The following is a 13,226-nucleotide window of genomic DNA, read 5'->3' on the forward strand; positions in this document are numbered from 1 at the left end:
AGGCAATGAACATACTCGAAGTGGCGGGCGGCAAGCCGATCAAACTGTGGACCGACGGTGTGCCGGTCGAGGACGACGCCCGCAAGCAACTGATGAACACGGCGAAGATGCCGTTCATCTTCAAGCACCTGGCGGTGATGCCGGATGTGCACCTGGGCAAGGGCTCGACCATCGGCAGCGTGATCCCCACCGTGGGCGCGATCATCCCGGCGGCGGTGGGCGTGGACATCGGCTGCGGCATGATCGCCGCGCGCACCTCGCTGCACGCCCGTGACCTGCCGGACAACCTGCACGGCCTGCGCACGGCCATCGAAAAGGCCGTGCCCCATGGCAAGACCTTCGGCCGTCGCGACCAGGGCGCCTGGGACAATGTGCCGAACCAGGCCGACCAGGTGTGGAGCGGCCTGGCCGGGCGCTTCAAGGCGATCACCGACAAGCACCCGCGGTTGGAGAAGACCAACAACCGCCAGCACCTGGGGACACTGGGGGGCGGCAACCACTTCATCGAGGTCTGCCTGGACGAGGCCGACCGGGTCTGGTTCATGCTGCACAGCGGCTCGCGTGGTGTGGGTAACGCCATCGGCAACCTGTTCATCGAACTGGCCCAGGCCGACATGCGCCAGCACATGGTCAACCTGCCGGACCGCGACCTGGCGTATTTCGAGGAAGGCAGCCGGCATTTCGCCGACTATGTCGAGGCGGTCGAGTGGGCGCAGGACTTCGCCCGGCACAACCGCGAGTTGATGATGCAGGCGGTGGTCGCCGCCACCCGCAAGGTGCTGGGCAAACCGTTCGAGGCCAGTCTCGAGGCGGTCAACTGCCACCACAACTATGTGCAGAAGGAGCAGCACTTCGGTCGTGAGGTGCTGGTGACCCGCAAGGGCGCGGTGTCGGCGCAGAAGGGCCAGCTGGGCATCATCCCCGGCTCCATGGGCGCAAAGAGCTTCATCGTCCGTGGCCTGGGCAACGAGGAGGCGTTCTGTTCGTGCAGCCACGGCGCAGGCCGGGTGATGAGCCGCACCAAGGCCAAGAGCCGCTTCACCGTCGAGGACCAGCAGCGCGCCACCGCCCATGTGGAGTGCCGCAAGGACAAGGATGTGATCGACGAGATCCCGATGGCCTACAAGGACATCGATGCGGTGATGCAGGCCCAGCGGGAATTGGTCGAAGTGGTGCATACCCTGCGCCAGGTGGTGTGCGTGAAAGGTTGAAATGGGCGCCATATGGCGCCCTGTACAAGGAGCGAAGACATGTATCAGGACGACCCCCACCCATTGCCCGAGGCCATGCGCGCCCGGGTGCTCGATGAGCTGCAACGCATCGAGCGTGAGCATGATGTGACCGTGCTCTATGCCTGCGAGTCCGGCAGCCGTGCCTGGGGCTTCGCTTCGCCGGACAGCGATTACGATGTGCGTTTCGTCTATGTGCCGCGCAACGACTGGTACCTGCGGGTGGACGAGCCTCGCGATGTGATCGAGCGGCCGCTGAGCGACGAGCTGGACATCAGCGGCTGGGAGCTGCGCAAGACCCTGCGCCTGATGCGCGGCGCCAACCCGAGCCTGCTCGAGTGGCTGGGCTCGCCGCTGGTGTACCGCGCCGACGCCGAAGCTACCGGGCGTTTGCGCGAGCTGGGCGAGGCTTTCTACTCGCCGCGCGCGGTGCGCCACCATTACCTGTCGATGGCGCGCAAGAACCTGCGCGGCTACCTGATGGGCGAGACGGTGCGCTTCAAGAAGTACCTGTATGTGCTGCGGCCGTTGCTGGCGGTGCGCTGGATCGACCAGGGCCTGGGCATGCCGCCGACGGCATTCGCCGCGTTGATGGCGCGTACCGTCGATGACCCGCGACTGCAGGCAGCGATCGACGCGTTGCTGGCTGTGAAGCGCCGCAGCGGCGAGGCCGAGCACGGACCTCGGGATGAGGTGTTGCATGGATTCATCGAGGCCGAGCTGGCGCGGGCCGATGAGGCGCGGGAGGTGCCGGTGATACGGGGTGACAGCGGCTTGCTGGATGGGTTTCTGCGGGAGACCGTGAACAAATATCCTGCATGATTGAGTAGGAGATTGCCCCACGATGTGGTGTGTGGCACCGGCTTCGCCGGTGTTCGCGGGGCAAGCCCGCTCCTACTGGCGTCCGTCATCCCCGGACATCCTGTCCATCACGAACCGCAGCGAGGCCGGCAGCATTGGCCCGTGGTCCAGGCCATCGAATGGCTGGAAGGCCACTGACAATCCCTTCACTCCGGCCAGACTGGCCACCAACGTCCGGGCAGGTCGTTGCACATCGCCCTGCAGCGGCCCCCGGGGATTGGCCGGTTCCTGCGTGCCGCGCATCAGCAGCAGGCTTGGCCGGTGGCTGCCCAGTCGCCCCTGCAACGCTTGCATCTCGGCCACGATGGCGCCGTCGTGCCACCACAACGAGGGGCTGGCCGCCGCGTAGTCGCTGAACAGCCAAGGGCGGGTGAACAGCGTGTGCAGCACCACCAGCCCGCCATAGGAGTGGCCCCAGAGCGTCTGCCGTTGCGGGTCGACGGGCGCCACAGCGGCGACCATCGGGCGCATGCGCTGTTCCAGCAGGTCGATGAACTCGTCGGCACCACCGCTGGCCTGGCCAGTCAGGGGATCACGTTGCTCGGCCAGCCCGGGCACTACGGGGGTGTAGTCGTAGGTGCGGGCGACACGCTCGATGCGTTGCTCTGTCTGGTAGCCGATGGCGACCAGCAGCGGTGCCTGGCCGCCGGCGAGCGCCTGCAGTTGCTGTGGCTCAAGGGCGCTGATGGCGGCGTTGCCGTCGAGCATCCACAGCACCGGGTAACCGCTGGCGGGGGCCGGGCGCCGGGGCTGGCCGATCCACAGGCGGTAATGGCGCTGGCCGTCGCGCGAATCCAGGTCGAGGTGGCTGAAGCGATAGGCCAGGTCCTGGCGCTGCAGCAGGGTGTCGTCCATCTTCTGCTCGGGTTGCGGCTGGGCCAGGGCCGCGCCGCTCAGCGCCAGCGTCAGGACAAGGGAGAGGATCTTCATCGGGCGTTCTCGTGAGGTCATCCATGACAAGCCGCCGCGGCATCGTCGGACGCAACGGCGGCACGGGTTCAGAAGGAGGCGGTCAGGCTGGTGTAGAGGGTGCGCCCGGGTTCGTTGTAGGTGGCCGCGCCCGCGCCCTCGATACCATTCACCGCCTGGGCGTTGCCGGCCCGGTACAGGCGCTTGTCGAACAGGTTGTCGATGCCGGCGGTAACGCTCAGGTTTTTAGTGAGTGCATAGGTGCCGCTGGCGCCGACCAGGGCGTAGGGGGCCACCTGGTCGTTGGCGGTGCCGGTGACCCGCTTGCCCTGGTAGTCATACTTCTTCGGCGTCTGCTTGCCGTACCAGGCCACGCTCAGTTGCAGCGACAGGTCGTCGCTAGCTTGCCAGTCGAGCATTGAATTGAGCGTGTAGGCCGGGGTCACCGACAGGGTCTCACCGGTGGTCTTGTTCTTCGACTGCAGCATGTAGGTGAAGTTGTTGCTCCACTTCAGCTGTTCGCTCAGCGGGATGGTCAGGGTGCCTTCAAGGCCCTCGACCAACGCCTTGGGGATGTTCTCCCACTGGTAGAGGGTGGCATTGGCGTTGGCGCCGACGCCACCGGATGCCTGGCCGATGCCGCTCAGGCCCGAGTCGATCTTGTTCTTGTAGTCGTTGCGAAAGTACGTCAGGCCGGCGACCCAGCCGTTGTCCTGGAACTCGATGCCCAGTTCCTTGTTGACGCTGGTTTCGGCCTCCAGGTGCGCGTTGCCCTGCAGGTAGCAGCTGGTGCTCTGCCCGTAGCAGCCCTGGCCACGGCTGTAGAGCAGGTAGTCGGGGTTGAGCTGGTACAGGTTTGGCGCCTTGTAGGCGCGGGCGATACCGGCCTTCAGCGTCAGGGTGTCGGTCAGCGCGTGGGACAGGTTGAGCGACGGGCTCCAGTTGTCGCCGACGATGCTGTGGTGATCGAAGCGCAGCGCCGGGGTGAGCATGGTGCCGGGCAGCAGTTCGATGTTGTCCTCGGCGAACAGCGAGAAGATCTGCGCCTGGCTGCTGGTGCTGCGGCCGCTGCTGGTCAGGCCGGGCACGCTGCCGCCTTCGCTGGTGGTCTGGGTGTTGGCGCTGGGGTCGTCCAGCTTCTGCTGGCTCCATTCGCTGCCCAGGGTCAGGGTCTGGTCGCGCCAGGCGTGCAGCGGCAGGTTGAGCTCGCCGTGGGCGGTCAGGTCGCGCAGGGTCGAGGTGTAGAAGTCGGTGTTGCTGAAGATGCCTTCGGTGCCGCCGGCCAGGCCTTCGTTGATGCGCTGGTTGCGGGTCTTCTCGTATTGCAGGAAGGCCATGCTGCTGCCGAAGTCCCAATCGCCCCGGTGGGTGATGGCGAAGTTCTCGCGGTAGAGAATGTTGGTCTCCTTGCCGAGCATGCTTTTGACGTTGGCATTGGAGTTGGTGTTCTGCGTATCCCCCGCGTACAGGTTGCCCTGGCGGCTGAAGCCGGCTTCGAGCTCCAGGGTCTGCTCCGGGGTCAGGCGCCAGCTCAGCAGGCCGTTGAGGTCCTTGTTGCGCACGCCTTCGCGGCCGGCAGGCAGGGTACCGGCCTGGGTGCCGGTGCGCGCGGACTGGTGGCCGGCGTTGATGTCCCAGTCGTCCGCGTCGGTCTTGGCCACGTTGCCGTAGACCCGGTAGCTGAGGGTGTCGGTCAGCGGGCCGTTGAGGCCGAAGCTCACGCGCTTGGTGGCGCCCTCGTCACCGTGCTGCGGGAAGTTCTGGTAGACGGTCATGTTGCCGTGGGTCTCGCCCGCCGGTTGCTTGGTGATGATGTTGATCACCCCGCCCATGGCCCCGGAACCGTAGCGCGCCGCCGCCGGACCGCGGATCACCTCGATGCGCTCGACTTGGTCGGCGGGCACCCAGTTGGTGTCGCCGCGCGAGTCGCGCTCGCCGCGCCAGCCATAGCGCACCGAGCTGCGGCTGCTGACCGGCTTGCCGTCGACCAAGATCAGGGTGTTCTCCGGCCCCATGCCGCGGATGTCGATCTGCCGGTTGTTGCCGCGCTGGCCGCTGGTGGAGTTGCCGGTCAGGTTGACCCCCGGCATGGTGCGGATGATCTGCGACAGGTCGTTGGCCGGTGGGCGTTTCTGGATGTCCTCGGCGGTGATGACCGACACACCCGGCGCCTGCTTGGTCTCCTCCAGGGCGGTGGCCACCACGTTCTGGCTTTCCAGCACGATCGGTTCTGGCTGGTTGGCGGCCTGCACGGCGCTGCTCAGCAGGCAGCTGGACAGCAGCAGGAAGGGGGCGAGAGGAAGCGGGCGGGGCGACATGTGTGATCTCCGGCACGGCGGGCTGAATTCAAGAGATCACAAATAGTAATTACTCCTATTTGAGAGTAAAGCGCATTAACTTTCTAAACACTTTCGCTGGCCGGCAACAGCAGGTGCAGGCACAGGCCGGGATGCCCATTGCTCGCCCACAGGCGCCCGCCCTGCAGCTCGATGGCGCGCCGGGCGATGGCCAGGCCCAGGCCGAAGCCGGCACCGCTGCCGGGTAGGCGGCGGTAGGGCTGGAAGATCTGTTCGAGTTCCGCGTCCGGTACTCCGGGTCCTTGGTCGCGCAGGCACAGGTGCCAGAAGGCGCCCTCGCGCCAACCGTCCAGGTTGACCCGGCCAGTGGCGGGCGAATGGCGAATGGCGTTGCGCAGCAGGTTTTCCAGGGCCTGGGCCAGGCTGTCCAGGTGCGCCTGCACCTGGCAGTCGAGCCCGAGCGAGCAGGGTAGCCGTGCGGCCGGCCAGCCGCTTTCGAAGCAGCTGTCCTGGACCAGCGCCTCCCAGACCGAGAGCACCAGTACCGGCTCGGTCGCCAGTTGCGGTCGCTCGGTGTCCAGCCAGGCCAGGTCCAGGGTGTCCTCCAGCAGTTTCTGCATGTCGTCCACCTCGCGATCAAGGCGCTGGCGCAGCAGTTCCGCCGGCAGTTCGCTGTCGTGGGCGATGCGCAGGCGCGCCAGCGGCGTGCGCAGCTCGTGGGACAGGGTACGCAGCAGCAGGCGTTGCTGGTCGAGGCTTTTGCGCAGGCGCACGGCCATGTGCTCGAAGGCCTGGGCCAGCTCGCCCAGCTCGTCGCGACGTTCCTGCAGGGGCAGGCCGGGGCTGTCCAGATCGTCGGCCCGCAGGGCGTCGGCGCGGTCGCGCAGGCGGTTGAGTGGCACGACCAGGTGGCGATAAAGCGCCAGGCCCAGCAGCAGCGCGAGCAGGGCGGGGGCCACGCCGTGGGTGACCACGTGGGTCCAGGGTGTCAGGCCGGTGGGCAGCAGGTGTTCGGGGAGCTGGATGACCAGGCGGCCGTCCTCGGGGTGCTTGGGGAACGCAATGCTCACGTACGGCAGCTCGTCCTGCAGGCGCCGACTCATCGGCCAGTCGAGCTTGCGCATGAAGGTCAGGCGGCTGGCTTCATCGGCGCTCAGCGGGGTAGTGCCTAGGCTCTGCAGATGAGGGCCGATAATCGCGACCCAGGTGTTCTCATCGGCTTCGAGCCGACGGCGCAGGCGTTCCACGCCATCGGCGCCTTCCGCGCGCCAAGCCTGCTCGGCCTGTTCGGCGAAGCCGGCGAGGAACACCCGGTCGGCGGGGGCCAGGAAGTAGGTGCTGCGTTCGACCGACAGGCCCCAGGTCCAGATCAGCCAGGTCAGCAGCAGGCAGAAGCACACCTGCAGCAGCGCCAGTTTCCACAGCAGCGGATGCCGGCGCATCAGGCGGTGCCCGTGTCGACCAGGATATAGCCCTGGCCGCGCACGGCCTGGATCTCCAGGTGTCCGGCGCCGATGGCGGCGAGCTTGCGGCGCAGGTTGCACACATGCACGTCCAGGCCGCGGTCGAGGCGGGTGTAGGCCCGGTGCAGGACGCTCTGGTACAGGAAGGCCTTGCTCAGTGCCTCGCCGGGATGGGCTTGCAGGGTCACCAGCAAGCGGTATTCGGAACCGGTCAGCCCGGCGCTCTGGCCATGCTGGACGACATCATGGTTGGCAGTATCGAAGGTCAGCGTGCAGGCGTTGCGCGGCGTCGGCGGGCGTCGGTCCAGCGCCACCCGGCGCAGCAGGGCATCGACCCGGGCATCCAGTTCGGCCAGGCTGAAGGGCTTGGGCAGGTAGTCGTCGGCGCCGCGGGTGAAGCCGCTGATGCGGTCCTGCTCGGCACCCAAGGCCGACATCAGCATCACCGGTACTGCCTGGTGCCGGCGCAGTTCATCGAGCAGGCTGAGCCCGTCGATCCCGGGGAGCATGATGTCCAGCAGCAGCAGGTCGAAGGGGGCCTGGTGCATCGCCTTCAATGCCTGGGTGCCGTTCTCGCAGGCCTGGACGCTGAAGCCGCGGCGCAGGAAATGCTGTTCCAGGTCCTGGCGCAGGCGAGGGTCGTCTTCGGCGAGGAGGAGCTTGGGGGGCACGGGCATGACCTTGATGAGAATTCGTTGCAAATACGAATCATCCCATTGGCGATGGTGCCGGGGCAATGGCCGGATACTGGCATTTCGTCGCGTGGTTGAGGCTAGTGGCCTCTGTTTCAGCGACTGATGAACATCCCGCCGGCTTCGCTGCGCACGCGCAGACCATGGCTCTCGCTCAGCATGGCCAGGGCCAGTGGCAGGTCATCGACCGGGAAGCTGCCGGATACCCGCAGCTCGGCCAGGACCGGGTCGCAGACCAGGCGCTGGTCGCTGTAGCGCATCAATTCCTGGGCCCACTGCAAGAGCGGCATGTCGTCGACCACCAGCAAGCCATTGCGCCAGGCCAGCTGGGTGTCGCGGGCGGTTTCCACCAGGCCGAGTTGGTCGCGGTCGAAGCGCACCTGCGAGCCTGCGTGGATGACGGTGCCACTGCCGGCCTCGGGGGTGACGCGCACGGCGCCTTCAAAGACCGCGAGCTGGGTCTCGCGAGGGAGTTGGCGCACGCTGAAGCGGGTGCCCAACGCTTGCATCAGGCCGTGCTCGGTCCGCACCCGCAACGGCCGCGACGGGTCCGCGGCGGTGACGATGTACGCCTCGCCACGGCGCAGGTGCAGCAGGCGCTCCTCGGCCGAATACGCCACTCGCAGCTCGCTGTGGCTGTTGAGGGTGACCTGGGTGCCATCGCTCAGCAACAGCTCGCGGCGCTCGCCCACTGCGGTCAGGTAATCGACTCCTTCCCAGGTCTGTCGCCATGCCCACCAGCCCAGCGGGGCCGCGCCGATCAGCACCAGCAGGCCACGCAGCACGGTGCGCCGGCTGCTGTCCTGCGGACGAACCAGGGTTTGCCGGGCGAGGGTCGGCGGCAGGGTGCCGAGACGGGTCAGTAGGCGCTGGGCACGCTTCCAGGCACGTTCGTGGTCCGGGTCGCGGCGCCGCCAGCGCTCCAGCTCGAGCTGTTGCGCCGGCGTCAGCGGGCCTTCCTGCATCAGCAGCAACCAGGCGGCGGCCTCGGCGAGCACCGCCTGGGCAATGGCGGGTTGGTCACTCATCGGGCATCTGGCTCAGGCAGGCCATGTAGCCCTCATGGATGTACTTCTTCACCGTCGGCAGCGCGATGTTCAAGTACTGAGCGATGTCTTTCTGCTTCATGCCGTCCAGGGTGGCCATCAGGAACGCCTGCCTGACCCGCGGACGCAGGCCGTCGAGCACCGCGTCGATTTCGTGCAGGGTCTCGAGGATGACGCTCTGCTGTTCTGGGGATGGCTGCAGCGCCTCGGGCACCAGCGCCAGCGCCTCGAGCCAGGCCTGTTCCAGCGAATGGCGTCGGCGCCAGCTGACCAGCACGCAGTTGGCGATGCGGGTCAGGTAGGCGCGTGGCTGGTGCAGGGTGTCGGGCTGGTTGCTGTCGCGGCTGGCGAGCACGCGCACGAAGATGTCCTGGGCCAGGTCGTCGGCCACGCCGCGCCCCCAGGAGCGCAACCGGTACGCCAGCCAGCCGCGCAACCAGGCGTGGTGCTCGATGTACAGCGTGGTGACGGCGCAGTGCTCGGCGGGCCGGGGCGGGGTCTTGAAAAGGGTCATGGCTGGGAGGCATCAGGGTGTAAATGCAAACAATTATCACTAAATTTGGCTAAATCACAAGATCAAGTGAAAATGCGAATCGCACGCATATACCTTTTTCGCCGTCATGCGACAGAAGGGGTGCAAGCCCGCATCGAGTGCCGGGCACTGACCTCACGAGCGAGAAAAGCATGCCCGCAATCCGTCGGCTTTCCCCTGTTTCGCGTCCTTCGCAACGCTTGTCCCCGATCAGCTTCGCCGTGCGTTGCGCGATGCTCGGTTGCCTGATGGGCACGGCTTCGACCCTGGCCCAGGCCGCCGAGTCCCCGGCCGTGGCGTCCACCCGGCTCGACGATGCCACGCCGCGCGACTACGACATTGCCCAGGGGCCGCTGGGCACCGCGCTGGGCGTGTTCGCCAGCCAATCGGGCCTGCTGCTGTCCTATGACCCCGAGCTGACTCGCGGCCGCGCGGCGCCGGCGCTCAAGGGACGCTATACCGTGCAGGAAGGGGCCCGGCGCCTGCTGGGCAACAGCGGCCTGCAACTGCTGCCGAATTCGCGGGGGGCCTATATCCTCATCCCGCAGGCCCAGACATCGACGGCGACGGAGCTGACGCCGACCATGGTCGCGGCCAGCGAGCTGCTTGACCCACAGCGCGACACCTACCGCGCGCCGCGCTCGACGGTGCACCTGTCGCGCGAGGACCTCGACCGCTTCAGCACTGTCTCGGTGGGCGACATGCTCAAGGGCGTGGCTGGCGTGCAGGTCGGCGACAGCCGCAACGGCGGCGCGCTGGACGTCAACATCCGCGGCATCCAGGGGCAGAGCCGGGTGGCGGTCAGGGTCGATGGTTCGGAGCAGGCGGTGGATGTCTACCGGGGTTACGGCGGCACCCAGCAACGCAGCTACATCGACCCCGACCTGATCAGCAGCGTCACCGTGAACAAGGGGCCCAGCACCCGTTCGGGAGCGATCGGCGGCTCGGTGGAGATGAAGACCATCGGCGTCGATGACATCCTGGTCGATGGCAAGGATGTCGGCGTGCGCCTGACAGGCAACCTGTGGAACAACGGCGTGGAGCCCGAGCACCGCAACCGCAACTCCAGGGACGAGGACCTGAGCGCGGTGCCACGCGACGAACGCGGCAGCCTGTTCGGCTCCAAGGCCGAGTCCGGCAGCGCCGCCTTCGGCTACTCCCATGAACGCTTCGACCTGGTGGCGGCCTATGCGCACCGCAGCCAGGGCAACTACTTTTCCGGCAAGAAGGGCCAGGACCGCTACCGCCTGTATGACCGCTGGGGCGACGAGCAAGCCAGCGTCGCCAACACCTACAATGCCGGCGAGGAGGTACTCAACTCGTCATCCGAGACCGACTCCTACCTGCTCAAGACCACCTGGCGGCTGGCCGACGACCATACCCTGGACCTGGGTTACCGCCGCTTCGACGGACACATGGGCGAGATCATGCCGTCGGACATCTTCCGCTACGGTACCGCCGGCATCTATCAGTACCCCACCAGCGAAATCCAGATCGACACCTACACCGCCCGCTATCACTACCTGCCCGAGGGTAATCCGTGGGTGGACCTCACCAGCAGGCTGTGGATGACCGACTCGAAGACCAGTACCTTGAGCGCGGCCTGGATGGCGCCCAAGTCGCAGCTGTACCGTACCGACCGCGCCTGGTCCCGCCAGGATAACCGCCGCATCGGCGGCGACCTGAACAACGTGTCGCGCTTCACCACCGCCCATGGCGATTTCAAGCTCGACCTGGGTGGCGCCTTCCAGCTCGAAGACCTGCAGCCGCAGAAGAGCGTGGTCTCCACCCAGCACGACATCAACGCCAACCGCATGCTGCGCGATGCTTCGCGTCAGGAGTTCAGCTTCAACGGCAACCTGGAATACAAACCCACTGAAACACTGACGCTGTGGGGCGGCGGCCGCTATGCCCACTACCAGACCAAGGACAATACCGTGCTGGCCGAGGCGCGCCGCGAGGAGCGGGAAATGCGCTGGATCACCGCCAGCAGCCCGGGGCACTGGGGCAGCATGATGTGGTTCCCCGACCAGAACGGCCAGTACACCGACGCCACCGATCCACGCCTGAACAACGGCATCGTCTTCGAGAACAGCAACGAGCCGTTCAATGGCGTGCCGTTCAACGAGTCCGGCGCGACCAACGTTCAGGTCCATCCCGAAGGCGTCAGCAACGTGGTCACCGGCTACGACTACACCCCGCAGGGCAAGAGCCGCGGCGGTGGCTTCGCACCGGCCTTCGGTATCAATTTCGAGTTCCTCCCGGACACCTTCGTCTATGCCTCCTACACCGAGGGCCTGCGCCTGCCGTCGCTGTTCGAGACCAGCCAGGGCACCCAGCAGGTCACCCCGGGCAAGCACCTCAAGCCCGAGCGTTCGCGCAGTTGGGAAGTGGGCGTGAGTGCCTTGCGCAGCGACCTGCTGACCGCAGGCGACGAGGCGTCGGCCAAGCTGGCCTGGTTCGATAACGACATCAAGAACTACATCACCCGCTACTACGACCCGAGCCCGGGCCTGTGGGGGCAGATGACCTTCAGCAACACCGACAGCTTCCACACCCGTGGCCTGGAACTGCAGTCGCACTACGATGCAGGGCGCGTGTTCGCTGACCTCTCGGCCACCTACTACCTGATGACCGAGACCTGCGACGCGGCCTTCGCCGCCAAGCTGCGCGCCAGCGCCAACCCCTACCAGCGCACCCAGGACACCCCGGACTGCACGTCGGGCAGCTACATGGGCTCGTACACCAACACCCAGAACCCGCCGCGCTTCTCGGCCAACCTGCTTGGCGGGATGCGCTTCTTCGACGAGGCACTGACCGTGGGCGGACGCATGACCTACAGCTCGGGGCCGACCGCGCAGATGGACAAGCCCTGGCAGACCGGCGCGACCACGCCGCAGATCGACTACCGCTCGGTGGCGTTATTCGACCTGTTCCTCAAGTACAAGCTGCTGGAGCACACCGAGCTGAATGTGTCGGTGCAGAACCTGACCGACCGCTACTACCTGGACCCGCTGGCACAGAGCTTCATGCCGGCACCGGGGCGGACCTGGCGGGTGGGGATGGTGGCGCGCTTCTGAGGGGGCGCCCAACTTTTCGTCAGGCATTAAAAAGCCGGCTTGTGGCCGGCTTCTCGGGGACGGTCTTGGCTCATTTTTGATAAGCCGCAAACGCCTTAAACGGTTGGCAACATGGCCTGAAAAGATGGCGGACGGCTGTGTGAGGCGTCGCCAGGCCCTCTGGAATGCGGCTTGCACCATCAGGGGGCATGATGTGCGGCGTAGCATACCCGTGTGTGTGGCACATGCCCAGCAAAAAGTGAGGTGCTTCAGCCGGGGCGTGCCGGGCGCAGGCTCGACCACCAGAACACCCAGCCAAGGATTTCCACGTTCTGCACCCGGCGCTGATAGGCCGTATAGCGTTCACTGGGATGGTTGAGGCGGTCATGGCTGTGCAGGCACAGCGTGCCGTTGTGGCCAAGGGTGAGGTGTTGCACGCGCAGGCGGCCGTTGTGCAGCAGGGCGTAGCATTCGCCTTCGACCACCCGGGTGTAGCCGCGGTCGATGGCCAGCAGGGCACCCTGGGGCAGCAGCGGGGCCATGTTGTTGCCCGGCATGCCGAGGCAGATGGCCTTTTCTGCGTTGACCTGCAGGCACTCCAGGGCTCGCCGGGGTATCGGCTGGTAGTGCCCCGGTAGCGCCTGCAGGTTGCCATCGCGCACCTGGTGCAGTGGCAGGTGGACCAGGTCCGTGTCCAGGGCCTGCAGCGGCGGCGGCAGCGCCAAGGCCGGTACCACCGATGTCGCGGTAGCCAGAGGCGTCGGATGCTTCGGTCCCTCGCCACTGCGCAGCCAGCGCCTGCGCACACAGAACAGGTCGGCGATTTCATCGAGCCGGGCCTGGGGTACGCCGCGCTTGAACCAGTTGTTGACGTGCTGCGACGAGACCTTGCGCTGGGCGGCAAAGTCGGAAGGGGTCAGGTGGCACTCCAGCAGGAGGGCTTTGAGACGGTCACCGGATGTTTTCATGGTGTCGAGTCTATAGGCCCTCGAACGGTGTGGAAATCAACCCGATGTAGAGGAATTTTGTAGGAAATGTGCTGGTTTGTAGGGATGCGCGTAGGAGCGGGTAGGAAGTTTCGTTTTGCGCGTTATCGCAGGGCAAGCCCGCCACGTGTCCGGTACACGAATACGTGCGG

10 protein-coding genes are annotated in these 13,226 nt (G+C 66.4%); 3 read left to right on the plus strand and 7 right to left on the minus strand.

Annotated elements, in window-relative coordinates; translation table 11 throughout:
* Window positions 1-5 precede the first annotated feature (5 nt).
* Both HU751_RS18305 and HU751_RS18310 read left to right on the plus strand, forming a co-directional pair.
* Window positions 6-1,211, plus strand: coding sequence for an RtcB family protein (locus tag HU751_RS18305; RefSeq protein WP_028690293.1), 1,206 nt, complete (start codon window positions 6-8; stop codon window positions 1,209-1,211).
* Between the two features lie 39 nt (window positions 1,212-1,250).
* Complete coding sequence (locus HU751_RS18310; RefSeq protein WP_186734509.1) at window positions 1,251-2,051, plus strand: nucleotidyltransferase domain-containing protein; 801 nt, start codon at window positions 1,251-1,253, stop codon at window positions 2,049-2,051.
* Between the two features lie 72 nt (window positions 2,052-2,123).
* Here HU751_RS18310 and HU751_RS18315 read toward each other — a convergent pair whose 3' ends face one another.
* The 6 genes from HU751_RS18315 to HU751_RS18340 all read right to left on the minus strand — a co-directional run bounded on the left by HU751_RS18315 (window position 2,124) and on the right by HU751_RS18340 (window position 9,011).
* Complete coding sequence (locus HU751_RS18315; RefSeq protein WP_186734508.1) at window positions 2,124-3,020, minus strand: alpha/beta hydrolase; 897 nt, start codon at window positions 3,018-3,020, stop codon at window positions 2,124-2,126.
* Between the two features lie 68 nt (window positions 3,021-3,088).
* Complete coding sequence (locus tag HU751_RS18320; protein ID WP_186734507.1) at window positions 3,089-5,317, minus strand: TonB-dependent siderophore receptor; 2,229 nt, start codon at window positions 5,315-5,317, stop codon at window positions 3,089-3,091.
* Between the two features lie 83 nt (window positions 5,318-5,400).
* Window positions 5,401-6,738 carry a HAMP domain-containing sensor histidine kinase gene (locus HU751_RS18325; RefSeq protein ID WP_186734506.1) on the minus strand — a complete coding sequence of 446 codons (1,338 nt, stop codon included), beginning with the start codon at window positions 6,736-6,738 and terminating at the stop codon, window positions 5,401-5,403.
* Window positions 6,738-7,430: a response regulator transcription factor gene (locus tag HU751_RS18330; protein ID WP_186734505.1), complete on the minus strand. Its 693-nt coding sequence runs from the start codon at window positions 7,428-7,430 to the stop codon at window positions 6,738-6,740. The genes HU751_RS18325 and HU751_RS18330 overlap by 1 nt, the downstream gene beginning before the upstream one ends.
* 116 nt (window positions 7,431-7,546) lie before the next feature.
* Window positions 7,547-8,479, minus strand: a complete 933-nt coding sequence (locus tag HU751_RS18335; RefSeq protein ID WP_186734504.1) for a FecR family protein — start codon at window positions 8,477-8,479, stop codon at window positions 7,547-7,549.
* Window positions 8,472-9,011 carry a sigma-70 family RNA polymerase sigma factor gene (locus HU751_RS18340; RefSeq protein ID WP_186734503.1) on the minus strand — a complete coding sequence of 180 codons (540 nt, stop codon included), beginning with the start codon at window positions 9,009-9,011 and terminating at the stop codon, window positions 8,472-8,474. The genes HU751_RS18335 and HU751_RS18340 overlap by 8 nt, the downstream gene beginning before the upstream one ends.
* A 170-nt stretch (window positions 9,012-9,181) precedes the next feature.
* Between HU751_RS18340 and HU751_RS18345 the strand changes: the two genes are divergently transcribed.
* A complete protein-coding gene (locus HU751_RS18345; RefSeq protein ID WP_186734502.1) occupies window positions 9,182-12,109 on the plus strand; it encodes a TonB-dependent receptor in 2,928 nt (975 codons plus the stop codon).
* A 248-nt stretch (window positions 12,110-12,357) separates the two neighbouring features.
* On the opposite strand, the gene HU751_RS18350 is transcribed toward HU751_RS18345, so the two are convergent.
* Window positions 12,358-13,056, minus strand: coding sequence for a LexA family transcriptional regulator (locus tag HU751_RS18350; protein WP_186734501.1), 699 nt, complete (start codon window positions 13,054-13,056; stop codon window positions 12,358-12,360).
* Window positions 13,057-13,226: the final 170 nt, after the last annotated feature.

Origin of the sequence: Pseudomonas peradeniyensis (genome assembly GCF_014268935.2) — a bacterium.
Taxonomy (GTDB): Bacteria; Pseudomonadota; Gammaproteobacteria; order Pseudomonadales; family Pseudomonadaceae; genus Aquipseudomonas; species Aquipseudomonas peradeniyensis.